This is a genomic window from Pseudomonas sp. NPDC089392, assembly GCF_044749595.1.
Lineage (GTDB): Bacteria > Pseudomonadota > Gammaproteobacteria > Pseudomonadales > Pseudomonadaceae > Aquipseudomonas.
Window position 1 is genome coordinate 1 of record NZ_JBIVIF010000054.1, and the last position, 24,370, is coordinate 24,370.

The 24,370-nt window shown below is 62.8% G+C and carries 18 protein-coding genes, 2 tRNA genes and 2 pseudogenes; 4 read left to right on the top strand and 18 right to left on the bottom strand.

Annotation, left to right across the window (positions count from 1 at the left end):
- Window positions 1-115: 115 nt before the first annotated feature.
- The 7 genes from dnaB to rnr all read right to left on the bottom strand — a co-directional run bounded on the left by dnaB (window position 116) and on the right by rnr (window position 7,285).
- Complete coding sequence (dnaB, locus tag ACIP1G_RS28495; RefSeq protein WP_400743153.1) at window positions 116-1,513, bottom strand: replicative DNA helicase; 1,398 nt, start codon at window positions 1,511-1,513, stop codon at window positions 116-118.
- Window positions 1,514-1,626: 113 nt separating this feature from the next.
- Window positions 1,627-2,073, bottom strand: coding sequence for a 50S ribosomal protein L9 (gene rplI / locus ACIP1G_RS28500; RefSeq protein WP_003249568.1), 447 nt, complete (start codon window positions 2,071-2,073; stop codon window positions 1,627-1,629).
- A 20-nt stretch (window positions 2,074-2,093) separates the two neighbouring features.
- The gene (locus ACIP1G_RS28505; RefSeq protein ID WP_400743158.1) at window positions 2,094-2,957 is read right to left on the bottom strand and encodes a hypothetical protein; all 864 of its coding nucleotides are present in this window, start codon (window positions 2,955-2,957) and stop codon (window positions 2,094-2,096) included.
- Window positions 2,958-2,990: 33 nt separating this feature from the next.
- Entirely contained in the window at window positions 2,991-3,221 is a 231-nt protein-coding gene (gene rpsR / locus ACIP1G_RS28510; RefSeq protein ID WP_003249563.1) for a 30S ribosomal protein S18, read from the bottom strand.
- A 28-nt stretch (window positions 3,222-3,249) separates the two neighbouring features.
- Window positions 3,250-3,675, bottom strand: a complete 426-nt coding sequence (rpsF, locus tag ACIP1G_RS28515) for a 30S ribosomal protein S6 (RefSeq protein ID WP_003249557.1) — start codon at window positions 3,673-3,675, stop codon at window positions 3,250-3,252.
- 287 nt (window positions 3,676-3,962) lie between these two features.
- The gene (gene rlmB / locus ACIP1G_RS28520; protein ID WP_201202897.1) at window positions 3,963-4,709 is read right to left on the bottom strand and encodes a 23S rRNA (guanosine(2251)-2'-O)-methyltransferase RlmB; all 747 of its coding nucleotides are present in this window, start codon (window positions 4,707-4,709) and stop codon (window positions 3,963-3,965) included.
- On the bottom strand, window positions 4,706-7,285 hold the full coding sequence (gene rnr, locus ACIP1G_RS28525) for a ribonuclease R (protein WP_400743160.1): 2,580 nt from the start codon (window positions 7,283-7,285) through the stop codon (window positions 4,706-4,708). The genes rlmB and rnr overlap by 4 nt, the downstream gene beginning before the upstream one ends.
- Before the next feature lie 282 nt (window positions 7,286-7,567).
- Between rnr and ACIP1G_RS28530 the strand changes: the two genes are divergently transcribed.
- The 4 genes from ACIP1G_RS28530 (at window position 7,568) to ACIP1G_RS28545 (ending at window position 10,595) form a co-directional block, all read left to right on the top strand.
- Window positions 7,568-7,654 (top strand) — tRNA-Leu (locus tag ACIP1G_RS28530).
- An 87-nt stretch (window positions 7,655-7,741) separates the two neighbouring features.
- Window positions 7,742-7,828, top strand: a tRNA-Leu gene (locus ACIP1G_RS28535).
- 188 nt (window positions 7,829-8,016) lie between these two features.
- A complete protein-coding gene (locus tag ACIP1G_RS28540; protein WP_400743163.1) occupies window positions 8,017-9,030 on the top strand; it encodes an extracellular solute-binding protein in 1,014 nt (337 codons plus the stop codon).
- On the top strand, window positions 9,030-10,595 hold the full coding sequence (locus ACIP1G_RS28545) for an ABC transporter permease (protein WP_400743165.1): 1,566 nt from the start codon (window positions 9,030-9,032) through the stop codon (window positions 10,593-10,595). Before ACIP1G_RS28540 ends, ACIP1G_RS28545 begins: the two co-directional genes overlap by 1 nt.
- 603 nt (window positions 10,596-11,198) lie before the next feature.
- On the opposite strand, the pseudogene ACIP1G_RS28550 reads toward ACIP1G_RS28545, so the two are convergent.
- The 11 genes and pseudogenes from ACIP1G_RS28550 to ACIP1G_RS28600 all read right to left on the bottom strand — a co-directional run.
- Window positions 11,199-11,744 (bottom strand): annotated as a pseudogene (locus tag ACIP1G_RS28550) (methyl-accepting chemotaxis protein); the annotation flags it as partial.
- A 312-nt stretch (window positions 11,745-12,056) separates the two neighbouring features.
- A pseudogene (locus ACIP1G_RS28555) lies at window positions 12,057-12,797 on the bottom strand (HAMP domain-containing protein); the annotation flags it as partial.
- 614 nt (window positions 12,798-13,411) lie between these two features.
- Entirely contained in the window at window positions 13,412-14,704 is a 1,293-nt protein-coding gene (locus tag ACIP1G_RS28560; protein WP_400743167.1) for an adenylosuccinate synthase, read from the bottom strand.
- Between the two features lie 56 nt (window positions 14,705-14,760).
- A complete protein-coding gene (locus tag ACIP1G_RS28565) occupies window positions 14,761-15,948 on the bottom strand; it encodes an ATP phosphoribosyltransferase regulatory subunit (RefSeq protein ID WP_400743169.1) in 1,188 nt (395 codons plus the stop codon).
- A gap of 301 nt (window positions 15,949-16,249) precedes the next feature.
- On the bottom strand, window positions 16,250-17,119 hold the full coding sequence (gene hflC, locus ACIP1G_RS28570; RefSeq protein WP_400743171.1) for a protease modulator HflC: 870 nt from the start codon (window positions 17,117-17,119) through the stop codon (window positions 16,250-16,252).
- Entirely contained in the window at window positions 17,119-18,300 is a 1,182-nt protein-coding gene (gene hflK, locus ACIP1G_RS28575; RefSeq protein ID WP_400743174.1) for an FtsH protease activity modulator HflK, read from the bottom strand. Before hflK ends, hflC begins: the two co-directional genes overlap by 1 nt.
- Before the next feature lie 96 nt (window positions 18,301-18,396).
- Window positions 18,397-19,698, bottom strand: coding sequence for a ribosome rescue GTPase HflX (gene hflX / locus ACIP1G_RS28580; protein WP_400743176.1), 1,302 nt, complete (start codon window positions 19,696-19,698; stop codon window positions 18,397-18,399).
- 12 nt (window positions 19,699-19,710) lie between these two features.
- A complete protein-coding gene (gene hfq, locus ACIP1G_RS28585; protein ID WP_012274457.1) occupies window positions 19,711-19,971 on the bottom strand; it encodes an RNA chaperone Hfq in 261 nt (86 codons plus the stop codon).
- Window positions 19,972-20,065: 94 nt separating this feature from the next.
- A complete protein-coding gene (gene miaA / locus ACIP1G_RS28590) occupies window positions 20,066-21,037 on the bottom strand; it encodes a tRNA (adenosine(37)-N6)-dimethylallyltransferase MiaA (protein ID WP_400743178.1) in 972 nt (323 codons plus the stop codon).
- A gap of 1 nt (window position 21,038) precedes the next feature.
- Window positions 21,039-22,937: a DNA mismatch repair endonuclease MutL gene (mutL, locus tag ACIP1G_RS28595; RefSeq protein WP_400743181.1), complete on the bottom strand. Its 1,899-nt coding sequence runs from the start codon at window positions 22,935-22,937 to the stop codon at window positions 21,039-21,041.
- On the bottom strand, window positions 22,934-24,364 hold the full coding sequence (locus ACIP1G_RS28600; protein WP_400743183.1) for an N-acetylmuramoyl-L-alanine amidase: 1,431 nt from the start codon (window positions 24,362-24,364) through the stop codon (window positions 22,934-22,936). The genes mutL and ACIP1G_RS28600 overlap by 4 nt, the downstream gene beginning before the upstream one ends.
- Between the last annotated feature and the right edge of the window lie 6 nt (window positions 24,365-24,370).

Below are 24,370 nucleotides of genomic sequence, written 5' to 3' on the forward strand. Positions count from 1 at the left end.
CCCCCCCCCCCCCCCCCCCCCCCCCCCCCCCCCCCCCCCCCCCCCCCCCCCCCCCCCCCCCCCCCCCCCCCCCCCCCCCCCCCGCTCCTACAGGGGCCCCTGCTAGCTCAATCAGTTATTCATCATCGTCGAAGTTGTACATCCCCGGAGCAAGGTTCTCAAAGCGGGTGTACTTACCAATAAACGCCAGGCGTACAAAGCCGATGGGGCCGTTACGCTGCTTACCGATGATGATTTCCGCCACGCCCTTGTGCTCGGTCTCGGGGTGGTACACCTCGTCGCGGTACACGAACATGATCACGTCGGCGTCCTGCTCGATTGCACCGGATTCACGCAAGTCGGAGTTCACCGGGCGTTTGTTCGGGCGCTGTTCCAGCGAGCGGTTCAGCTGCGACAGGGCGATGACCGGGCAATTGAACTCCTTGGCCAGTGCCTTGAGCGAGCGGGAGATCTCGGAAATTTCGTTGGTCCGGTTGTCACCGGCCGACCCCGGGATCTGCATCAGCTGCAGGTAGTCGACCATGATCATGCCGATTTCACCATGCTCCCGGGCCAAGCGGCGGGTACGTGCACGCATTTCCGACGGGCTGATACCGGCGGTATCGTCGATGAATAGCTTGCGGTCGTTGAGCAGGTTCACCGCCGAGGTCAGGCGCGGCCAGTCATCGTCGTCCAGCTGGCCGGAACGCACCTTGGTCTGGTCGATACGACCGAGGGACGAAAGCATACGCATGATCAGCGATTCGCCTGGCATCTCGAGGGAGAACACCAGCACCGCCTTTTCGCTGCGCAGTACGGCGTTTTCCACCAGGTTCATGGCGAAGGTGGTCTTACCCATCGACGGACGGCCGGCGACGATGATCAGGTCGGCAGCCTGCAGGCCGCTGGTCTTCTCGTCCAAATCGGTGTAACCGGTAGAAATACCGGTGATGTCGCTGTCGGAGTTGAACAGCGTGTCGATGCGGTCGATGGCCATGGCCAGCAGGTCGTTGACACCTACCGGGCCACCGGTTTTCGGCCGCGCCTCGGCGATCTGGAAGATCTGCCGTTCGGCGTCGTCAAGAATTTCTGCAGCGTTGCGCCCTTGCGGGTTGAAGGCGTTGTCGGCGATGTCGGTACTGATACTGATCAGCTGGCGCAACGTGGCCCGCTCGCGAATGATCGCGGCGTAGGCCTTGATGTTGGCCACCGACGGTGTGTTTTTGGCCAGCTCGGCCAGGTACGCCAGGCCGCCGATTTGCGACGACAGGCCTTCCTTGTCCAGCTGCTCGTGCAGGGTCACCACGTCGAATGGCTGGTTGGCGTCGGCCAACTTGTGCACGGCACGGAAGATCAGGCGGTGGTCATGCCGGTAAAAATCGCCATCCGACACCTGGTCCAGCACCCGCTCCCAGGCGTTGTTGTCCAGCATCAGGCCACCGAGCACGGCCTGTTCGGCCTCGATGGAATGCGGCGGCACCTTCAGGGCTGCGGTTTGCAGGTCAAGCTGTTCGGAAGTGGTGATCTCGTTCATGGCCACGAAAGAATTCTGGAGGATGAAAAAGACAAAGGGCACGGCCTGTAAAAAACAGGACCGTGCCCGATGTTAACCGCCTGGCCCGCAAGGAGCCAGCCAGTCAGCGCAGCTTAGGCAGCTACGACGACCACACGTACGGTGGCTTCAACGTCGCTGTGCAGGTGCACGGCTACGTCGTATTCGCCAACCTGACGGATGGTGCCGTTCGGCAGACGAACTTCAGCTTTGGCCACTTCAACGCCGGAGGCGGTCAGGGCGTCAGCGATGTCGTGGGTGCCGATCGAACCGAACAGCTTGCCTTCGTCGCCAGCGGTGGCAGTGATGGTCACTTCCAGCTCGGCCAGTTGGGCAGCGCGGCTTTCAGCCGAAGCTTTCTTGTCAGCTGCTGCTTTTTCCAGCTCGGCGCGACGCTCTTCGAACGCAGCCAGGTTGGCGGCGTTGGCAACGGTGGCCTTGCCGAATGGCAGCAGGAAGTTACGGCCGTAACCAGCCTTAACTTTTACTTTGTCGCCCAGGTTGCCCAGGTTAGCGACTTTTTCCAGCAGGATCAGTTCCATTTGGTAAAACCTCTTAACTTTTAACCTTCACCGTTCGCGGAGTCATTCCCCTTGGGGGACTTGCGACCGCGAAAATCAATCAGGCTGTCGACAATGGCCAAAACCACCAGCAACGGATAAATCAGCTGCATGATCAGCGGCAACGTCACGTACATACCCACCAGCCAGAAACCGGCCAGTCGGCCCTGTGCCACCAGCCCGTGCATCAAGGCGATGCCGGCCAGCACCAGTACCAGGCTGGAAGCCGATGCCAGGATGATGAACTGCGGACCGATAAACGGCGCCACCACCATCACTGCCACCAAGACCGCCATGGTCTGTTTCGGCAACTTCAGCGCGCGAAACTCGCGACCGAAGCCTCCAGGGTTGTACAACGCTGCCTGCCAGTAGCGCGCCAGCACCAAGGCCAGCACACTGAACAATTGCACCGTCACTGCTGTGGAAGCGACCAGCACAGGGCGGATCAGCTCACCGGAGAGCACCGGTTGCCCCTCGATTTTTGGCATGGCTTCGGCAAACGCCTTGGCCAGCACATCGAAGGTTTGCGCCAGTACCAGATCGAGCACGAGGCTAAACGCCACGGCGAACACGGCACTGGCCAGCAACACCCGGCTCCAGGGATGCTCGGCACGCAACATGGCGGCCAAGGCCAGGGAACCCGCAATCACCAGAAAGGTGATGGGATCGCCCATGACCCACACGGCCAACCCGGCCAGCAGGCCGCCGGCGATGACCGATGTAGCATCCTTGAACCCACGCCGCAGCAGCACAAGGCTGCTGGCAGCGGCACTCAACCAGAACAGCAGCGGCAGTACCGCGCTGATGACCACCACCAGGGTGGCCTGCACACGACCGCGCATGATGAAACTTGCTAACGCTCGCATGCTAATCCCTTACTGCTTGTCGACGACCCGGTCTCAGCGGCCGTGGCTGTCGGTGTAGGGCAGCAGGGCCAGGAAGCGGGCGCGCTTGATAGCGGTAGCCAGCTGACGCTGATAACGAGCTTTGGTACCGGTGATGCGGCTTGGAACGATCTTGCCGGTTTCGGATACGTAAGCTTTCAGGGTGTTGAGATCTTTGAAGTCGATCTCTTTCACGTCTTCAGCAGTGAAGCGGCAGAATTTACGACGACGGAAGAAACGTGCCATTTAATAGGCTCCTCTAAAGGTCCGTGGATTACTCGTCAGCGTTATCGCTGGAGTCGCTGTCATTGCTGTCGTCGCCTTCGGCGGAGTCAGCATGCTCAGGACGCTCGCGACGCTCACGGCGCTCGCTGCGGTTCTCTTCAGCCTTCAGCATCTCGGACTGGCCGGTAACGGCTTCGTCGCGACGGATGACCAGGTTACGGATAACGGCATCGTTGTAGCGGAAGTTGTCTTCCAGCTCGGCCAGGGCCTTGCCGGTGCACTCAACGTTCAGCATCACGTAGTGAGCCTTGTGAACATTGTTGATTGCGTAGGCCAGTTGACGACGGCCCCAGTCTTCCAGGCGGTGGATCTTGCCACCATCTTCTTCGATCAGCTTGGTGTAACGCTCAACCATGCCGCCGACTTGCTCGCTCTGGTCCGGGTGAACCAGGAAGATGATTTCGTAATGACGCATGAATGCTCCTTACGGGTTAGTAGTCTGCCAGGGAATCTGGTCAGACAAGGAGTGAATGACACTGTATGTCTTGCACGGAGGGGAGGCACATGCGCGCCTGCCAGCTCGGCAAGGGGCGCAATTGTAGAGAAGCCGGGGCGTACAAGCAAGGTGATTGGTGAATATTTGAACAGCCTGAAACATATTCACAAGCTGATGGCCTATTCGCGGGTAAACCCGCTCCTACAGGGACCGCAATCCCTTGTAGGAGCGAGTTTACCCGCGAATAAGCCGGTACAGGCTATAGATCAGCGCTTGGCCTGCCGCTGACGCACAGCTTCAAACAGGCAAACCCCGGTCGCGACCGAAACGTTCAGGCTGCTGACGCTACCGCCCATCGGCAATTTCACCAGGAAATCGCAATGGTCACGGGTCAGCCGGCGCATGCCCTTGCCTTCCGCGCCCATGATCATCACCAGCGGACCGGTCAGGTCTTGCTGATAAATCTCCTGCTCGGCCTCGCCAGCAGTACCGACAACCCACAAGCCACGCTGCTGCAACTTCTCCAGCGTACGCGCCAGGTTGGTCACGGCCACCAGTGGAATCACCTCGGCGGCGCCGCAAGCGACCTTGCGTACCACCGGGGTAAGGGTTGCCGATTTGTCCTTGGGCACGATCACCGCCGTGGCACCGGCGGCATCGGCGGTACGCAGGCAGGCACCGAGGTTGTGCGGGTCGGTTACACCGTCCAGCACCAGAATCAGCGGCGGCGTTTCAGTGCGCTCAAGCAACTCCTCAAGCATCAGCTCGCCCCACACCTGGCTCGGGCTGACCTCGGCAACAACGCCCTGGTGCACGCCCTCGACCCAGGCATCCATCTCGCGGCGCTCGGCTTGGCCAACCGCCACGCGGTTTTCCGCGGCCAGCGCCAGCAGCGCTTGCAGGCGTGGCTCGCTGCGCCCTTCCGATAGCCAGATCTGCTTGACCCGCTTCGGATGGTGCTGCAGCAATGCCTGCACGGCGTGCACGCCGTAGATCTTTTCCAGCTGACTCATGACTTGCTCTTGCTCTTGCGTGGCGCGCCGGACTTCGGCGGGCCTTTACGGTGCTTGGTCGGCTTGCCGGAACCGGACGACTTGCCGCCTTTTTCCGACTTGCTGCCGGCGCTGCTGCGAGCGTCGGTCATCAATGCCTTCTTCATCTCGCGGCTTTTACGCACTTCGGCGTTACGCTGCACGGCGTCTTTCGGGAAGTACGCTTCAGAAGCTTCGCTCTTGCGGCTGCGCGGTTTAGGCGAGGCTTTCGCTTCGGTTACTGGCTGCTGCTCAACCTTGTCGGTAGCTGGCGCGGCGCCGCGCTGCTTGCGGCCGATCGGCGCAGCGAGGGTTTTTTCCGACACTTCGAAGTCGATCTTGCGCTCGTCCAGGTCAACACGCATGACCTTGACCTCGATCGTGTCACCCAGGCGGAAGCTACGTCCGGTGCGCTCGCCCGACAGGCGGTGGTGCACTGGATCGAAGTGGTAATAGTCACCCGGCAATGCACTGACGTGCACCAGGCCTTCTACATAGATGTCGGTCAGCTCGACGAACAGGCCGAAACCGGTCACCGCCGTGATCACACCCGGGAAGGTCTCGCCCACACGGTCCTTCATGTACTCGCACTTGAGCCAGTTGACCACGTCACGGGTGGCTTCATCGGCGCGGCGCTCGGTCATCGAGCACTGCTCGCCGAGTTGCTCGAGGGTGTTCTCGTCGTACGGGTAGATACGCGCCTTGGGAATGCTCATGGCGCCAGCACGCTTGACGTGCGGGGTATCGACCTTGGAACGGATGATGCTGCGGATGGCGCGGTGCACCAGCAGGTCCGGGTAACGGCGAATCGGCGAGGTGAAGTGGGTGTACGCCTCGTAGTTCAGGCCGAAGTGGCCGTTGTTGTCGGTGCTGTACACCGCCTGGCTCAACGAGCGCAGCATCACCGTCTGGATCAGGTGGAAGTCCGGGCGCCCGGCGATGCTCGCCAGCAGGGCCTGGTAGTCCTTCGGCGATGGGTCCTTGCCCTTATGCAGGCTCAGGCCCAGCTCGCCAAGGAAGGCGCGCAGTTTTTCCAGGCGCTCTGGTGGCGGGCCGTCGTGCACACGGTACAACGCTGGTACGCCGTGCTTCTGCAGGAATTCGGCAGTGGCCACGTTGGCCGCCAGCATGCATTCCTCGATCAGCTTGTGGGCGTCGTTGCGCACGGTCGGGCGGATTTCCGCGATCTTGCGCTGGTCGCCGAAGATGATGCGGGTTTCCTGGGTCTCGAAGTCGATGGCGCCACGGGTGTGACGGGCATCGACCAGCACCTTGTACAGGTTGTACAGGTTCTTCAGGTCCGGTACGACTTCCTTGTACTCCTCGCGCAGCGCCTTGCCCTCACGGGTACGCGAGTGCTCGAGCATGCTGCTGACCTTGTTGTAGGTCAGGCGGGCGTGGGAGTGGATCACGCCTTCGTAGAACTGGTAGTCGACCATCTGGCCGGCTTTGTTCATGGTCATTTCGCAGACCATGGCCAGGCGATCGACGTGCGGGTTCAGCGAGCACAGGCCGTTGGACAGCTCTTCGGGGAGCATCGGCACCACGCGCTCGGGGAAGTACACCGAGTTACCGCGCTGCTGGGCCTCGACGTCCAGGGCCGAGCCCAGGCGCACGTAGCTGGACACATCGGCGATGGCCACGTACAGGCGCCAGCCGCCCGAGAACAGGCGCAGCTTGCCCAGCGGTTCGCAATAGACAGCGTCGTCGAAGTCGCGGGCGTCTTCACCGTCGATGGTGACGAACGGCAGGTGACGCAGGTCGACGCGCTTCTCTTTGTCCTTCTCTTCTACCTCGGAGCGGAACTTGCGCGCTTCCTTGACCACGTCATTGGGCCAGACGTGCGGAATGTCGTAGCTGCGCAGGGCAACGTCGATTTCCATGCCCGGCGCCATGTAGTTGCCGATGACCTCGACCACGTCGCCTTGCGGCTGGAAGCGCGGGGTTGGCCAGTGGGTGATCTTGATTTCGACGAACTGGCCGATCTTCGCGCCACCGTTACGCCCGGCAGTAACCAGCACTTCCTGCTGGATCTTCGGGTTGTCCGGGGTCACGTAGCCGATGCCGCCTTCTTCGAAGTAACGGCCGACCACGCTTTCGTGGGCACGGGAGATGACTTCGACCAGCACGCCTTCGCGGCGGCCACGGCGGTCGACGCCAGAGACGCGGGCCAGGCCGCGGTCACCGTCGAACACCAGGCGCATTTGCGACGGGCTGAGGAACAGGTCTTCGCTGCCATCGTCCGGGATCAGGAAGCCAAAGCCATCGCGGTGGCCCGAGACGCGGCCGCAGATAAGGTCCAGCTTGTCTACCGGGGCATAAGTGCCGCGCCGGGTATAGATAAGCTGGCCATCGCGCTCCATGGCACGCAGGCGGCGGCGCAAGGCTTCGATCTGGTCTTCTTCATACAGACCAAACTCTTTCGCCAGCTCCTCGCGGGCAGCAGGTTCGCCACGGTCGGCGAGGCGCTGCAGGATCAGCTCACGGCTGGGAATGGGGTTGTCGTATTTTTCCGCTTCGCGAGCGGCCTCGGGATCGAGGGATTGCCAATCGGCCATCAGAAGGGGTTCACCTTGGGGTATATAGATAGGAATTCTGGCATAGGCGTATTGAAACCGGAAATGTCAGCCTTGGACAGCCCCCCGCTGCAGTGCATAGACAGCAGCAATAGGCCTGTGGAATCAACAAGTTGAATTTTTTGAAATTTTTTTTGATTGGGGGCTTTACAGCCTTGGGGAGCGTCCGTATAGTGCGCACCACAACGACGGACAACCTCGAAGTTGCTGAAGTTGTAGTAGAGACGAAAGGCGCTGTAAAGCATCAAGTAATCTCGAATGTGTGCCCAGGTGGCGGAATTGGTAGACGCGCTGGTTTCAGGTATCAGTGACCGCAAGGTCGTGGAAGTTCGAGTCTTCTCCTGGGCACCAAATATTTTCAAGTAACAGATGACCAAGGATCTGTTACTACTGTGTGAAGCGAACGATAGTCGCCTTCTCCAGATGATGTAAAGCTTTGCCCAGGTGGCGGAATTGGTAGACGCGCTGGTTTCAGGTATCAGTGACCGCAAGGTCGTGGAAGTTCGAGTCTTCTCCTGGGCACCATACAAAAACCCACTAGCTTGCTAGTGGGTTTTTTCTTGCCTGCGATTTATGTCTCGCCCTCCTCGCCTGCCGGGATTGCTCTGGCCCAAGGCGATCCGCCCATGAATTTCTCGTCACCCGGCCACTTGAGAAACGATTTCGTTTACCATTGTTTCCAAATATGTAGCCGTAAGCGAGGAAGTACCCGCATGACGATCCGCCCGCAACCGCTGATGCGTACCTTGGCCGCCGCCGTGCTGAGCCTAGTCATCGGCGCTCCGGCCGCCATGGCAGACGCACCGGTCAACCTGACCATGTACAACGGTCAGCACAAGGAAATCGGCGAAGCCATCGCCAAGGCCTATGAGGCCAAGACCGGCATTCACATCAATATCCGCAAGGGCAGCAGCAACCAGCTGGCCAGCCAGATCATCGAGGAAGGCGACCGTTCGCCGGCCGACATCATCTACACCGAAGAGTCGCCACCGCTGAACAACCTCGGCGAGCTGGGCCTGCTAGCCAAGATCGACGACGCCACCGCGAACATGATGCCCAAGGAGTACGTTGGCGCCAACGGCACCTGGATGGGCATCACGGCCCGTACGCGCATCGTGGTGTACAACCCGAAGAAGGTCGACGAAAAAGACCTGCCAACCACGGTGATGGACTTCGCCAACCCTGAGTGGGAAGGCCGTGTCGGCTATGTACCCACCAGCGGTGCGTTCCAGGAGCAGGCTGTGGCCATCCTGAAAATGCACGGTCGTGAAGCCACCGAAGAATGGCTGACCGGCCTGAAAGCCTTCGGCAAAACCTACACCAACAACATGGTGGCCCTCAAAGCCGTGGAAAAAGGCGAAGTGGCTGCAGTGCTGGTAAACAACTACTACTGGTACGCGCTTGAACGCGAACGCGGCAAACTGGACACCAAACTCTACTACCTGGCTGACGGCGATGCCGGCAACCTGGTGACCATTTCGGGCGCGGCCGTGGTCAAGGCCAGCAAGCACCCGAAAGAAGCCCAGGCCCTGCTGAACTGGATGGCCAGTGAAGAAGGCCAGCGCGTGATCACCCAGACCACCGCCGAATACCCGCTGCACAAAGGCATGGTCTCTGACCGTGGCCTGAAGCCGTTCGAAGAGCTGCGCCCGCCAAAAATTTCGCCGGCTGACCTTGGCAATGCCGAGGAAGCCATCGAGCTTGAACGCGAAGTCGGCCTGCTCTGATGACCGCCGCCCTATCCGAGCCGGTGCCGGTACGCTTCGTACCGCGCCGCAAGCGCCCTTCCATCTGGGTGCTGCTGCCCGTACTGTTTCTGGTGGCGATGAGCTTGCTGCCGCTGGCCTATGTCGCCATCAAAGCCTGGGAAGCCGGCTGGCGCGAAGCCTTGCACCTACTGTGGCGACCCTTTGTCTGGGGGCTGATGCGCAACACCCTGCTGCTGATGGTCGGGGTGACGCTGACCTGCATGGTGGTCGGCCTGGCGCTGGCCTGGTTGCTGGAGCGCAGCAACCTGGCCGGCCGCCGGCTGTGGGGCGTGGTGTTGTGCCTGCCGTTTGCGGTGCCATCGTTCGTCAGCAGCTTTACCTGGGTATCGCTGAGCTCGGACTTTGAAGGGCTGGGCGGGGCGATCATGGTCATGGCCCTGTCCAAGTACCCGCTGGTGTTCCTGCCGGTGGCTGCCACCCTGCGCAACCTCGACACCTCGCTGGAGGAGTCGGCGCGCACCCTGGGCTGCAGCCGCTGGGGCGTGTTCGTCAAAGTCACCCTGCCGCTGCTATGGCCGTCGATGCTCGGCGGTGCGCTACTGATTGCCCTGCACATGCTGGTCGAGTTCGGCGCACTGTCGATCCTCGGCCTGCAAACATTCACCACGGCGATCTACCAGCAGTTTGAACTGGAGTTCAGCAATGCCAACGCGGCGATGTTGTCTGCAGTGTTGCTGGCGATGTGCCTGGTGATGCTGTGGCTGGAATTGCGCGTACGCGGCAAGGCCCGCCATGTGCGCATCGGCCAGGGCGTGGCACGCCGTGCGCAACCGGTGCGGCTGCGTGGCTGGGCGGTGCTGGCGCAACTGCTCTGCGTGGGCCTGGCGGTGCTGGGCAGCGGTATTCCGCTGGCCATGCTCGGTTACTGGCTGAGCGTTGGCTCGTCGGCGGCATTCCCGGTGGCGGCCATTTCCAAGGCGCTGTTCACTTCGCTGTCGGTGTCGCTGGGCGGTGCCGGCTTCTGCGTGCTGCTGGCACTGCCAATCAGCTTCCTGGTGGTGCGCTACAAGGGCCGCCTGGCGATCTGGGCCGAGCGCCTGCCGTACCTGCTGCACGCCCTGCCCGGCCTGGTGATTGCCCTGACCCTGGTGTTCTTCGCCCTGCACTACGTGCCGGCGCTGTACCAGACCACGGCCTTGCTGCTGCTGGCCTATGCGCTGCTGTTCCTGCCGCTGGCACAGTCGCCTGTGCGTACCGCGCTGAACAAGGCTTCGCCAACGCTGGAAGAAGCCGCACGGACCCTGGGCGCCAGCAGCTTTGCTGCGTTCTGCCGGGTGACCTTGCCAATTATCTTCCCGGCCATGGCGGCGGCCTTTGCCCTAGTGTTCCTGGATGCGATGAAGGAGCTGACCGCCACGCTACTGCTCAGCCCGACCGGCATGACCACCCTGGCTACCGAGGTGTGGGCGCATACCGCCAACGTCGAGTTCGCGGCGGCGGCGCCTTATGCGGCATTGCTGATCGTGGTGTCGGGGTTGCCGGTTTACCTGCTGACTACGCGGATGTACCTGAACAAGGCGTAACCTTCTTCGCGGGCTTGCCCGCTCCCACAGGTACCGCGCCGCTCTCAGGCCTGCGTTGTACCTGTGGGAGCAACTGTCTTGCTCAATTTCTAAAAGCTGGCGCGATCCCTGTGGGAGCGGGCTTGCCCTAATGCCAGTCAGTTAAGAAAAGGCGAGGTGTTCGCCGAGCCTTTAGCATCGCCTATGCGATCGAGCGCCGCCCGCGCGGCGCTTCGCGGCACAAGGCCGCTCCCACTGTCTGTTTCGGGCCAGTCACTTCTGTGGGGGCATCGCTGTTCGCCTTGTTTGTTCCCTTCGATATCGGCTGCGCCGCTGCTGTTTTTCAATCTCCAGCCATGCGCCCAGGGTGCGCGCGCCAAAGGCACAGGAATAATTGGCCCTAAACAAATGTGGGAGCGGCCTTGTGCCGCGAAGCGCCGCGCGGGCGGCGCTCGATCTCACAGGCACCCAACATCTCAAGGCAAGCACCTGTCAGCCCTTACTGCTTAACTGACTGGCATTAGGGCTTGCCCGCGAACACGGGCGAAGCCCGTGCCATCCACCGCGTCGCATTCTTCGCGGGTGAACCCGCTCCCACAGGGGTTGCGATGCATCTGCGCATTTCTACGCCCTGAACTGGCCCAGGCTGGCCCGCAGTTGCGCAGCCAGATCATCCAGCACCTTGCTGCTGGCCGTGGTCTGCATCACCACCTCGGCCGAGCGCTCAGCCTGGGCATGAATGGTCTCTACCCGCCCACGCACCGCCTGCGCCCCACTCGCCTGCTGCTCAGCGGCGCGGGTGGCCAGGCCGATGGCTGCGTGCACCTGCTCCACCGCCGCCTGCACCGACTGCTGTCGGCGCTCGTTGTCACGCAGCACCAGCAGCCCTTCACTGGCCTTGAGCCCGGCCTGGCTGATGGTGGCCACGGCCTCCTTGGCGCCCTTCTGCAGCGCGGCGATATGCGCCTGGATATCCCCCGTAGAGCTCTGCGTCTTGCTCGCCAGCGCCCTTACCTCATCGGCCACCACGGCAAACCCACGCCCGGTTTCACCAGCACGGGCCGCTTCGATGGCAGCGTTCAAGGCCAGCAAGTTGGTCTGCTCGGCAATACCATGAATCACCGTCAGCACCACTTCGATCTGCTCGCTCTGCTTGGCCAGGCGCTCGATTACCTGGGAGCCAGCATCCACCTGCCCAGCCAGGTTCTCGATCAAACCGGCCAGCTGGGTCGAGGTGCGGCTGTTTTCATCGGTGGCCTGGCGGATATCCACCACTTGCTGCAACGCTGCCTGCATCGCATGGCTTTCGGCCTGGGCTTCGTCGGCCATGCTCGACAGATCACGCAGGCTGGCCGCCACTTCATCGCGCTGTAGCGCCGCAGCCGCATCGGCGCCGGCATTGCGCTGGGCCATCGCACCAATCTCCACGCCGGTGCGCTGCGCTACCTCGCCCGCCTCGCGCACGATCGGCTGCAACTTGTCGACGAAGCGGTTCACCGCCGAAGCCATGTCGCCAATTTCGTCGCGGCTATCGAGCGGCACGCGCTTGGTCAGGTCACCCTCGCCTGCCGCCAGATCGTCCAAGGCGGCAATCAGCAGGCGCAACTTGCTCAGCACCCGGCGGCCAAGCACCACGGCCACCACCAACAGCACACCCAGGCCGACCACTACCAGGCCCAGGCCAATACGCCAGCGCAACTCTGCAGCGGCATCGCGCACGGCCTGCGCGGTGTTGGCCTGCATGGCGGCTGCACTGCCCTGGGCCTTTTCCAGGCGCTCACGCAGGGTCTTGCCACTGTCGGCGGCAGCGCCGACCAGGCTATCGCCAACCAGTTGCTCGCCGCTGGCAATCAACGCCGCAAAGCGCTGGTCGAGGGCCTTGAGCTCCTGGTCGATGCCAGCCGTCGAAACCCCCATCACCACTTTGCCGATTTCTGCACCATTGGGGTTGATTGGCGCTTCGACGAAGTACACCGCCGGGTCACGCCGGGCCGCATCGATCACCTTGTCCAGGGCACGCTCGCCCTGGCCCTTATCCATCAACGCCTGGTTGATCGGGTTTTGCCGGTTCAGGTAGCGGGTCAGGTGCTGGCCCTGGGCATCGTCGTAGACCACGAACAGCACGTTGGGGTTACGCTGGGCACGCCGGGCGAAGTCGGACAGCACCGGCACGTCGTTGTCCCAGATTGCCCGCGGGGCGACTGACGCCAACAGCTCGGCCATGTCGTTGGCGGAGTCCTTGAGGTTCTTTTCCAGGGTGCTGCGCAGTTGCTGCTGCTCGCTTTGCAGGCGGGCCGACAAGCCGGCACTGAGGCGCTGGCGGGTGCTGCTGGACAGGCCGTCGAGGCCCGAGCGCACATCTTGCCCGGCTTGCTCCAGGTCGCTGGCGAGCTGGCGGCTGTCATTGCCCAAGCGTTCGCCCAGATCAGCCTCCAAGGCGGTGACTGTGCTACGGGTAAGCGCAACGGCAACCAGTACCTGCACCAGAAGAGCGATACCAAGGGCAACAAACACAGGCCGCAAAAGGCGGCTTCGTAACAGTGAGAGGATGGCAGACACGGTGTAACCCTCGTGTTTTCTGGCGCCACTATTTTGATGGCATCGTCAGACGTTTCTTACAGCAAGGGTTGTGCCGGGGGCAGCAGGGAAATGCGCCAAGGTCTAGCAATGGGGTTGCCTGTACCGGCCTCTTCGCGGGTAAACCCGCTCCTACAGGGGATCGCATTCCCTTGTAGGAGCGGGTTTACCCGCGAAGAGGCCGGTACAGGCATACCCCACAAATGAAAACGCCGCAGCCCCTTTCAGGGCCACGGCGTCAGATCAGCCTGGAGGGCAGATCAGGCGAACGGGTGACGCAGCACGATGGTCTCGTTGCGGTCCGGGCCGGTCGAAATGATGTCGATCGGCGCGCCTACCAGCTCTTCGATGCGCTTGATGTAAGCGCGAGCAGCTGCTGGCAGCTCTTCCAGGGTCTTGGCACCCAGGGTCGATTCGCTCCAGCCTGGCATCTCTTCGTACACCGGCTCCAGGCCAATGTAGCTGTCGGCATCGGAAGGCGCGTCGATGACGGCACCGTTCTCGTTCTTGTAGCCAACGCAGATGCTGATGGTTTCCAGGCCGTCCAGTACGTCCAGCTTGGTCAGGCAGATGCCCGAGATGCTGTTGACGTCGATGGCGCGACGCAGGATCACGGCATCGAACCAGCCGCAACGACGGGCACGGCCGGTGGTCGAACCGAACTCGTGGCCACGCTTGGCCAGGGTAGCGCCGGTCTCGTCGAACAGTTCGGTCGGGAACGGACCGGAACCTACGCGAGTGGTGTAGGCCTTGGTGATACCCAGGATGTAGTCCAGGTACATCGGGCCAACGCCGGAACCGGTGGAGATACCGCCAGCAGTGGTGTTGGAGCTGGTGACGTACGGGTAGGTACCGTGGTCGATGTCCAGCAGCGAACCCTGGGCGCCTTCGAACATGATGTCCTTGCCGGCGCGGCGCAGGTTGTGCAGCTCGGCGGTGACGTCGAGCATCATCGGTTTGAGCTGTTCAGCGTAGGCCATGCACTCGTCCAGGGTCTGCTGGAAGTCGATGGCCGGCTCTTTGTAGTAGTTCACCAGCTGGAAGTTGTGATAGTCCAGCAGCTCACCCAGCTTGGCGGCGAAACGCTCGCGGTGGAACAGGTCGCCCACACGCAGGCCGCGGCGGGCGACCTTGTCTTCGTAGGCTGGGCCGATACCACGGCCGGTGGTGCCGATCTTGGCTTCGCCACGGGCTTTTTCGCGGGCCTGGTCCAGAGCCACGTGGTACGACAGGATCAGCGGCGCAGCCGGGGAGATGCGCAGGCGCTCGCGCACCGGTACGCCCTTCTCTTCCAGCTTGGTGATTTCACGCATCAGGGCGTCCGGGGCAACGACCACGCCGTTGCCGATCAGGCACTGTACGCCTTCACGCAGGATGCCCGAGGGAATCAGGTGCAGAACGGTCTTTTCACCGTTGATCACCAGGGTGTGACCCGCGTTGTGGCCACCCTGGTAGCGCACTACGGCGGCAGCATGTTCGGTCAGCAGATCGACGATCTTGCCTTTGCCCTCATCACCCCACTGGGTGCCCAGGACGACGACATTCTTACCCATTACATTGGTCCTCATTCACGCAAACTTGGTTGCCGGCCTACTGCCGACGCAGAAACTCACTGGGCCAGCGGCAGAACCTGCCAGCGCCCGTCTTGCTGAATCAATTGCCGATCACAATCCGCCTCGAGAGCAGCACTCAACGGCTGGCCAGGCAGGGCCTGGACCACACGCTGGCCCTCGTTGCGCAACTGGCAGACTTGCTGCCAGAGGGCCGCGTCGCCACTGTCCGGCATCCAGATGCCGCCAGTTGGCAATACGACCTCCGCTCGCCCCAGTGTGACCAGGGTCTTCAAATCCGTGGAGAAACCGGTAGCCGGGCGCGCCCGGCCAAAGTCGGCGCCGATGTCGTCGTAGCGCCCGCCCTGGGCGATCGATTGACCTTCGCCCGGCACGAACACCGCAAACACCACGCCGGTGTGATAGTGGTAACCGCGCAGCTCGCCGAGGTCGAAATACAGCGGCAGGTCCGGGAAGCGCGACGCCAGGCGATCAGCGATCGCCAGCAGGTCGTCCAGCGCTGCCAGCACGCTGGCCGGGGCACGACCCAGGCGCACGCGGGCTTCGTTCAGCACTTCGCGGCCGCCGCACAGTTCGACCAGCGCACGCAGCATGTTGCCCAGGTCCTTCGGCAGGTCGGCAGTCAGTGCCTGCACTTCGTCGACCGACTTGCGCTGCAGGGCGTCGAACAGCTGCTGCTCGACCGCACCGGACAGGCCGGCGGCACGGGCCAGGCCGCGGTAGATACCGACGTGACCCAGGTCCATGTGCACATCCGGCACATCGGCCAGTTGCAGCGTGGCGAGCATCAGGCTGATGACTTCGACGTCACTGGTCGGGCTGGCATCGCCATACAGCTCGGCACCCAGCTGGATCGGGCTGCGCGAGGTGGACAGCGCGCGCGGCTGGGCGTGCAGCACGCTGCCGGCATAGCACAGGCGGCTCGGGCCTTCACGGCGCAGGGTGTGGGCGTCGATGCGCGCCACCTGCGGGGTGAAGTCGGCGCGGAAGCCCATCAGGCGGCCGGACTGCGGGTCCACCACCTTGAAGGTGCGCTGATCCAGGTCCTGGCCGGCGCCGGTGAGCAGCGACTCCAGGTACTCGATATGCGGGGTGACGACCAGTTCGTAGCCCCAACTCTGGAACAGGTCCAACACCTGGCGACGCGCGATCTCGATGCGCGCAGCCTCAGGTGGCAGTACTTCCTCGATGCCATCTGGCAGCAGCCAGCGGTCTACCGTTGCCATTACGCCATTTCCCCTCTGGTCCGGGCGGCTTGCCAGCAGGCGAGCCGTCAGTAAAGCCGGTATCGCGCACAGCAGCGGGCAGCACTGATCCCAGCGCAGCCACCGTACCCGACACCCTCAAATTGCCTTGCGACCTGACCAAACTGTCGACTGGCGCTTTGCCAATCAACCTTGCAGACGCAAAAAAGCCGGGAAATTTCCCGGCTGCCTCATCATACACCCCTTTTCATTCAGGATGCACCCCGCCTGGTGTTTTAGCTGCCAGGCGGGGCGCTGCCGCATGAAAATCAGGGCCTGAGCATCAAGGCCTGCTCTTGTCCAGGTAGCGGAAGAACTCGTTCTTCGGGTCCAGGACCAGCACGTCGCTTTTGCTCGAGAAGCTCTCGCGGTAGGCCTGCAGGCTACGGTAGAACGCATAGAAATCGGCGTCCTGGGTGTAGGCCTTGGCGTAGATGGCGGCCGACTGGGCATCGCCATCACCACGGGTTTCTTCTGCTTCGCGATAGGCCTCGGCCAGCAGTACACGGCGCTGACGGTCGGCATCGGCACGGATACCTTCAGCCAGTTCGTTACCCTTGGCGCGGTGCTCGCGGGCTTCACGCTCCCGCTCGGTGCTCATACGGTCGAACACGCTGCGGTTGACTTCCTTCGGCAGGTCGATGGCCTTGACGCGCACGTCGACCACCTCGATACCCAGCTCTTTGCTGGCCATGCGGTTCAGCGATGCAGTGATGTCAGCCATCAGTGCGTCACGTTCACCGGAAACCACTTCGTGCAGGGTACGTTTACCGAACTGGTCACGCAGGCCGCTTTCCAGACGACGCGACAGACGCTCGTCGGCGATCTGCTTCATGCCGGAGGTGGCGGTGTAGAAGCGTTCGGCGTCCTTGACGCGCCACTTGGCGTAGGCGTCGACCATCACCGCTTTCTTCTCCAGGGTCAGGAACCGCTGGGTCGGGGCGTCGAGGGTCATCAGGCGGGCGTCGAACTTGCGCACCTGGTTCACGTACGGAATCTTCACGTGCAGGCCTGGCTGAACATCCGCCTGAACCACCTTACCGAAGCGCAGCAATACCGCACGCTCGGTCTGGGACACGATGTAGAAGCTGTTCCAGGCCACGATGGCCAGGACCACGGCGGCGATCAGGGCGATCAGCGATCTATTGCTCATCAGCGGCTCTCCCTAGTGCGCAGCGGCTGCTGTTGCTGTTGCAGGTCCTGCGCCGCACGGGCGGCCGCATCGTTGACCGATGGCGACACGCTGGTGGTTGGCGCCGACGGGTTGCGGCTGCCTTCGACCATCTTGTCCAATGGCAGGTAGAGCAGGTTGTTCTGCCCGTCCTTTGTCGCCACCATGACCTTGCTCGAATTGCTGTAGACCTCTTGCATGGTCTCCAGGTACAGACGCTGGCGGGTCACGTCAGGTGCCTTGCGGTACTCACCCAGCAGCTTGGTGAAGCGGTCGGCCTCACCCTTGGCGCGGGCGATGACTTCGTCGCGGTAACCGTTGGCGTCCTCGATGATGCGCTGGGCCTGACCACGGGCTTCCGGCACCACGCCATTGGCGTAGGACTCGGCCTGGTTGCGGGCACGCTGCTCGTCTTCGCGGGCACGGATCACGTCGTCGAAGGCTTCCTGCACTTCACGCGGGGCTGCCGCGCTCTGTACGTTGACCTGGGTAACGGTGATACCGGTACGGTAGGTGTCGAGGAAGCGTTGCAGGCGCTCGCGGATATCCACGGCCATCTGCTCACGGCCTTCGGTCAGCACCTGATCCATCGAGGTGGAACCCACCACATGGCGCAGGGCACTGTCAGTCGCGTGCTGCAGGCTCACCTCAGGCTGGTCGACGTTGAGCACGAAGTCCTGCAGGTTGCTGATCTTGTATTGGACGGTCAGCGGCACCTCGACGATGTTCTCGTCTTCGGTCAGCATCTGGCCCTGCTTGGTGTAGGCACGCTCGCGCGTGACGTTTTCCATGTACTTGCGATCAATCGGCGGGAAGTAGATGTTCAGGCCGGGGCCGACCGTTTCATAGTACTTGCCGAAGCGCAGCACCACGGCCTGCTCCTGCTCGTCGACCACGTACACGGCGCTGTACAGCCAGATGGCAGCCAGCACCGCCAGGCCGATGCCCAGCAGGCCCAGGCCACCGCCCTTGCCGGCATTGCGATCAGCACCGCCACGTTTTTTGCCACTGCCGAACATGCCGTTCAGGCTGTCCTGCAATTTGCGGAAGGCCTCGTCCAGATCCGGCGGACCTTTCTTGTCCCCGCCACCGCCACCGCCACCACGGCGGCCGCCCCAGGGATCCTGATTGTTCGAGTTGCCACCCGGCTCGTTCCAAGCCATAGCGCTCTCCATCTGATAAAGCAAAGACGCGCCCACGGCGCGCCGTCCAATGCTACAGAATGCCTGTCACTGCTGCCCGGCGACCTCGTCGGGCATTTATTGCAAAGTGTGTTGCTCGACAAACACTTGCGGCTCCATGCCTTCACGGCTGACCAGGCGATTCAGTTCGACCATGGGCAGTCGCACGCTCAGCAGGCTGCGCCCTTCTTCATCATGCTCTTCACTCTGCACGGCGCCCAAGGCAAAGAATTGCGCGCGCAAACGGGCAAAACGCTGCTCCAGGCACAGGGTTCCGACAAACAGATCTTCCCCCAGCAACTCGGCAATTGCCTGGCCAACCAGCTCCAGGCCACGCCCATCGCGTGCCGATACCCAGACCCGTTCCGGCTTGCCATCGGCATTGCGCTGGATCTGTGGCTCGACATCTTCGAGCAAGTCGAGTTTGTTATAGACCTCAAGGATCGGCAACCCTTCGGCACCAATCTCGCCCAACACCGCCAGTACCTGCTCGATCTGCTCCATACGCTCTGGCTCATGGGCGTCGATCACATGCACCAGCAGGTCAGAGTTGCTCGACTCTTCGAGCGTAGCCCGAAATGCCTCGACCAGCTTGTGCGGCAGGTGGCGAATGAAGCCCACGGTGTCGGCCAGCACGATCGGCCCCAGGTCGTCGAGCTGCAGCCGGCGCAGGGTCGGGTCGAGGGTGGCGAACAGCTGGTCCGCGGCGTACACCTCGGACTCGGTCAGGGCGTTGAACAGCGTGGATTTGCCGGCGTTGGTGTAACCCACCAGCGATACCGACGGGATGTCCGCGCGCTTGCGCCCACGGCGTGCCTGTTCGCGCTGGCTGCGCACCTTCTCCAGGCGAGACTTGATCTGGCGAATGCGTACCCGCAGCAGGCGGCGGTCGGTTTCCAGCTGGGTTTCACCTGGGCCGCGCAGGCCGATACCACCTTTTTGTCGCTCAAGGTGGGTCCAGCCGCGCACCAGCCGCGTGCTCATGTGGTCCAGCTGGGCCAGTTCGACCTGCAGCTTGCCTTCATGGGTACGCGCCCGTTGGGCGAAGATATCGAGAATCAGCCCGGTACGGTCGAGCACACGGCACTCGAACACACGTTCGAGGTTGCGCTCCTGACTGGGCGTGAGGGTGTGATTGAAAATCACCAGGTCTACCTGTTCGGCATGGACCAGGTCGTGCAACTCTTCGACCTTGCCACTGCCAATCAGGTATTTGGCGGAAGGCTGATGCCTTGACACCGTGACCAGCGAGACGATGTCGGCACCCGCCGACAATGCCAGTTCCTGAAACTCCTGCGGGTCTTCGCGCGCCTCAGGGTTCTGACCTTCCAAGTGAACGAGCAGCGCCCGCTCACCACCACCGTGGCGCTCAAAGAACAATGCAGGCTCCTATCAGGCGTTGCCTGGCTCGCTGTCGCCGTGCTCGCCGTCGGTCGGGCTTGGCAGGCGGACCGGACGGGCCGGAACTACGGTCGAAATGGCGTGCTTGTAGACCATCTGGCTGACGGTGTTCTTCAGCAGTACCACGAACTGGTCGAACGATTCGATCGAGCCCTGAAGTTTGATACCGTTGACCAGGTAGATGGATACCGGGACCTTTTCTTTTCTCAAGGTATTCAAGTAAGGGTCTTGTAGCGAATGCCCTTTTGACATATGCCGCACTCCTGTAAGGATAAATAATAGAAAATCAATAAAATCGATAAATTAGGCCGCCCCTTCGCAAGAATAGACGGCAATCAGCAGGGACTCAGCTCAATATGGAGATGGCCCCAAGGTATTTCAAGGTGCGGGACAGATTGTCGCAGGCCAGGCTGTCAAGCCAGTGTACGTCAGGCCAGCCACGCAACCAGGTGAACTGCCGCTTGGCCAGCTGCCGGGTAGCAATGATACCGCGTTCACGCATCTCATTCTCAGTCAGCTTGCCGTCCAGGTAATCCCAGACCTGCCGATAACCCACTGCCCGTATAGACGGCAGCCCGGCGTGCAAGTCACTTCTGGCTCGCAGCGATCGGACCTCGTCGACGAAGCCCTGTTCCAGCATCTGTGAAAATCGTAACGCAATTCGCTGATGCAAAATGTGACGATCTGTAGGAGCAATCGCCAAACTCGCGACAGTATAGGGCAAATGCCCGCCAGCGCCTGCGTCTGCGCCGCTACTTTCCGCGAATTGACGCTGGCGATGGGCTGTCATGCTCTCACCGCTCACCCGGTAGACCTCCAGCGCCCGAATCAGCCGCTGCGGGTCATTGGGGTGGATGCGCGCCGCCGACTCGGGGTCGACTTCAGCCAATTGGCGATGCAGCTCTGCCAGGCCGAGGGCTTCGGCCTGGGCCTCCAGCTCGGCACGCACCGCCGCATCGGCCGCCGGCATGTCGGCCAGGCCATCGATCAATGCCTTGTAATAGAGCATGGTGCCGCCGACCAGCAGCGGAATCTTGCCGCGTGCGGTGATCTCGGCCATGGCTTCCAAGGCATCGGCGCGGAACTGCGCGGCCGAATAGCTCTCGGCCGGGTCACGAATGTCGATCAGCCGGTGCGGGTGGGCGGCGAGGATTTCTTTCGACGGTTTGGCCGAACCGATATCCATGCCGCGATAGACCAGCGCCGAGTCGACGCTGATCAGCTCGCACGGCAGCACTTTGGTCAGTTCGATGGCCAGGTCGGTCTTGCCGGCCGCCGTCGGGCCCATCAGGAATATTGCAGGGGGCTTGCCGCTCATTTCATCGACCGCGCAGGAAGAGTTTGTCCAGGTCGTCCAGGCCCATCTGGGTCCAGGTGGGACGGCCATGGTTGCACTGACCGCTGCGCTCGGTGTTTTCCATGTCGCGCAGCAGGGCGTTCATCTCGGGAATGGCCAGGCGCCGGTTGGCGCGTACGGCGCCGTGGCAGGCCATGGTGCCGAGCAACTCGTTGAGGTGCGCCTGGATACGATCGCTGGTGCCGTATTCCATCAGGTCGGCGAGCACATCCTGCACCAGCCGGTTGGCCTCGGCCTGCTTGAGCAAGGCTGGGATCTGGCGGATCGCCAAGGTCTCGGGGCCGAGGCGCTGCAACTCGAAGCCCAGCCGCTGGAACCACTGTGCATGTTCTTCGGCGCAGTCGGCCTCGCGCTGGCTCAGGGCCAGGGTTTCCGGCACCAGCAGCGGCTGGCCGCTAAGGCCCTCGCTGGCCATGGCGACCTTCAGGCGCTCGTACATGATCCGCTCGTGGGCGGCGTGCATGTCCACCAGCACCAGGCCAACGGCATTCTCGGCGAGGATGTAGATGCCCTTGAGCTGCGCCAGTGCGTAGCCCAACGGGGGAATGTCACCCTGGCTTTCGGGCAGGGCCGTCGCCGCCACCACGCCATTTTCCAGTGGTTTGTAAAATTCGCGATACACCGCCTGCGTCTCGGCGGCCGGCAGCGGCTGCGAAGGGCGTGGGGTGTATTGATACTGGTAACCGGCGCCACTGCCGCCATTGGAAATTGCATGCTGCGGTGCCTGGGGCCGCTCAAGCACCGGCGAAGCCAGGCGCATCTCGCCCTGCGGGCCGAACTCGCCAGCCTGCTGGCCAGTGGGGCGAACCATCTCAGGCACAGCGGCAGGTGCTGCCAGCTGGTCCTCCGGACGGACATCGGCCAGCGCACGGTGCAGGGTGCCATACAGGAAGTCATGCACCGAGCGCCCCTCACGGAAGCGCACTTCGTGCTTGGTCGGGTGCACGTTGACGTCGACGCCGTTGGGCTCCAGCTCCAGGAACAGCACAAACGTCGGGTGCCGGCCATTGAACAGCACGTCACGATAGGCCTGGCGCACGGCATGGGCGACCAGCTTGTCGCGCACTGCACGGCCGTTGACGAAGAAGTACTGCAGGTCTGCCTGGCTGCGCGAGAAGGTCGGCAGGCCGACCCAGCCCCACAGGCGCAGGCCGTTGCGCTCGACGTCGATCGGCAGCGCCTGCTCCATGAAGCCTGGGCCGCAGATGGCACCGACCCGCCGCGCACGGGCGGTTTCGTCATGGGCCTCGTGCAGGCTGAGGATGCTCTTGCCGTTGTGGCGCAGGTGGAAGCCGACATCGAAGCGCGCCAGCGCCAGCCGGCGGATCACTTCCTGCAGGTGATCGAATTCGGTTTTCTCGGCCTTGAGGAACTTGCGCCGGGCCGGGGTATTGAAGAACAGGTCGCGCACTTCCACCGAAGTACCTACCGGGTGCGCCGCCGGCTGCACCCGTGGGAGCATGTCACGGCCTTCGGTTTCCACCTGCCAGGCCTCGCTGGCACTGGCGGTACGCGAGGTCAGGGTGAGGCGCGCCACCGAGCTGATCGAGGCCAGGGCCTCGCCACGGAAGCCCAGGCTCAATACCCCTTCAAGGTCTTCCAGCTCGCGGATCTTGCTGGTGGCGTGGCGGGCCAGGGCCAGCGGCAGGTCGTCAGCGGAAATACCACTGCCATCGTCGCGTACCTTCAGCAGCTTGACGCCACCCTGCTCCACGTCCACGTCGATGCGCCGGGCACCGGAGTCCAGGCTGTTTTCCAGCAACTCCTTGGCCACAGAGGCCGGCCGCTCGACAACCTCGCCGGCGGCAATCTGGTTGGCCAGCCGCGGGCTGAGCAGCTGGATGCGCGAACCACCCGTCATTGCGAAGCCAACGTGGTGGCGGGGACATCGAGACGCTGGCCAACCTTCAGCTCATCGGTCTTGAGGCTGTTGGTGCTGCGCAGGCTGGCCACGCTGACCTGGTAGCGCACGGCGAGCATCGCCAGGGTCTCGCCCGGGCGCACCGTGTGCTCACGCGGGCCGGCAGCGATCTTGCCGGTGTCACGCAGCCAGGCGATGTAGGTGCCAGGCGGCGGGTTCTGCTGGAAGAACTGGCGCACACCGGTATGAATCGAACGGGCCAGCGCCTGCTGATGGCTGCGAGTGGCCAGCTTGGCCGCCTCGTTGGCGTTGGAGATGAACCCGGTTTCGACGAGAATCGACGGAATATCTGGCGACTTCAGCACCATGAAGCCCGCCTGCTCCACGCGCTGCTTGTGCAGCGAGGTGATGCGGCCCATGTTGCCCAGTACCTTCTGCCCGACATTCAGGCTGGAGCTGAGCGTGGCTGTCATCGACAGGTCAAGCAGCACGCCCGCGAGCATGCGGTCTTTGTCGTCGAGGCTGACGTTGCCGGCACCGCCGATCAGGTCAGAGCGGTTTTCCGTGTCGGCCAGCCAGCGTGCCGTCTCGGACGTAGCGCCACGGTCGGACAGGGCAAACACCGAGGCACCAAAGGCAGCCTTGGATGGCGCGGCGTCGGCGTGGATCGAGACGAACAGGTCGGCGCCCTTCTTGCGGGCGATCTCGGTGCGCTTGCGCAGCGGGATGAAGTAGTCACCGGTACGGGTCAGCTCGGCGCGGAAGCCCTTTTCGGTGTTGATCTGGCGCTGCAGTTCCTGGGCAATCTGCAGCACGATGTCTTTTTCATGCTGGCCGCGCGAACCGGAAGCACCCGGGTCTTCACCGCCGTGACCGGCGTCGATGGCGACAACGATGTCACGTTTACCGCTAGGCGCCGGCGGTAGCTTGATGGCTGGCTGGGCCGGCGACACGGGCACGGCTGGCGTGGTCGCGGGCGTTTGCACCGGGGCCGGCGCCGGCGTTGGCGCACTGGCCGCAATGGCGTCGGCTTCCTGGTCGTACAGGTCGACCACCAGGCGGTTGCCGTACTGGGCATTGGGCGCCAGGGTGAAGCTTTTCGGGGTGACCGACTTTTTAAGGTCGACCACCACGCGCAGGTCGGTCGGCGTGCGCTGGGCCGAACGCACGCTGCTGATCGGCGTGTTGGAGGTGGCCACGTTCAATGGCGCAGCCAAGGTCGCGCCATTGATGTCGATGACCAGGCGATCAGGTGCGCTGAGGGTGAAGACGCTGTGCTGCACGGGGCCAGACAGGTCGAAGACCAGCCGCGTGTTGTCTGGCGCGCGCCACAGGCGCACGCTCTTGACTTGAGTGACGGCCAGAGCGTCAACGGTCACCGTTGTCAGCAGCAGCCCAACGATGGCGACCAGTGCGCGTATGCGCATACCTAC

What these genes read in the sequence shown, in the direction of transcription:
- dnaB (WP_400743153.1), bottom strand. Translation starts at nt 1,513, where the DNA reads ATGAACGAGATCACCACTTCCGAACAGCTTGACCTGCAAACCGCAGCC.
- rplI (WP_003249568.1), bottom strand. Translation starts at nt 2,073, where the DNA reads ATGGAACTGATCCTGCTGGAAAAAGTCGCTAACCTGGGCAACCTGGGC.
- ACIP1G_RS28505 (WP_400743158.1), bottom strand. Translation starts at nt 2,957, where the DNA reads ATGCGAGCGTTAGCAAGTTTCATCATGCGCGGTCGTGTGCAGGCCACC.
- rpsR (WP_003249563.1), bottom strand. Translation starts at nt 3,221, where the DNA reads ATGGCACGTTTCTTCCGTCGTCGTAAATTCTGCCGCTTCACTGCTGAA.
- rpsF (WP_003249557.1), bottom strand. Translation starts at nt 3,675, where the DNA reads ATGCGTCATTACGAAATCATCTTCCTGGTTCACCCGGACCAGAGCGAG.
- rlmB (WP_201202897.1), bottom strand. Translation starts at nt 4,709, where the DNA reads ATGAGTCAGCTGGAAAAGATCTACGGCGTGCACGCCGTGCAGGCATTG.
- rnr (WP_400743160.1), bottom strand. Translation starts at nt 7,285, where the DNA reads ATGGCCGATTGGCAATCCCTCGATCCCGAGGCCGCTCGCGAAGCGGAA.
- ACIP1G_RS28540 (WP_400743163.1), top strand. Translation starts at nt 8,017, where the DNA reads ATGACGATCCGCCCGCAACCGCTGATGCGTACCTTGGCCGCCGCCGTG.
- ACIP1G_RS28545 (WP_400743165.1), top strand. Translation starts at nt 9,030, where the DNA reads ATGACCGCCGCCCTATCCGAGCCGGTGCCGGTACGCTTCGTACCGCGC.
- ACIP1G_RS28560 (WP_400743167.1), bottom strand. Translation starts at nt 14,704, where the DNA reads ATGGGTAAGAATGTCGTCGTCCTGGGCACCCAGTGGGGTGATGAGGGC.
- ACIP1G_RS28565 (WP_400743169.1), bottom strand. Translation starts at nt 15,948, where the DNA reads ATGGCAACGGTAGACCGCTGGCTGCTGCCAGATGGCATCGAGGAAGTA.
- hflC (WP_400743171.1), bottom strand. Translation starts at nt 17,119, where the DNA reads ATGAGCAATAGATCGCTGATCGCCCTGATCGCCGCCGTGGTCCTGGCC.
- hflK (WP_400743174.1), bottom strand. Translation starts at nt 18,300, where the DNA reads ATGGCTTGGAACGAGCCGGGTGGCAACTCGAACAATCAGGATCCCTGG.
- hfq (WP_012274457.1), bottom strand. Translation starts at nt 19,971, where the DNA reads ATGTCAAAAGGGCATTCGCTACAAGACCCTTACTTGAATACCTTGAGA.
- miaA (WP_400743178.1), bottom strand. Translation starts at nt 21,037, where the DNA reads ATGAGCGGCAAGCCCCCTGCAATATTCCTGATGGGCCCGACGGCGGCC.
- mutL (WP_400743181.1), bottom strand. Translation starts at nt 22,937, where the DNA reads ATGACGGGTGGTTCGCGCATCCAGCTGCTCAGCCCGCGGCTGGCCAAC.
- ACIP1G_RS28600 (WP_400743183.1), bottom strand. Translation starts at nt 24,364, where the DNA reads ATGCGCATACGCGCACTGGTCGCCATCGTTGGGCTGCTGCTGACAACG.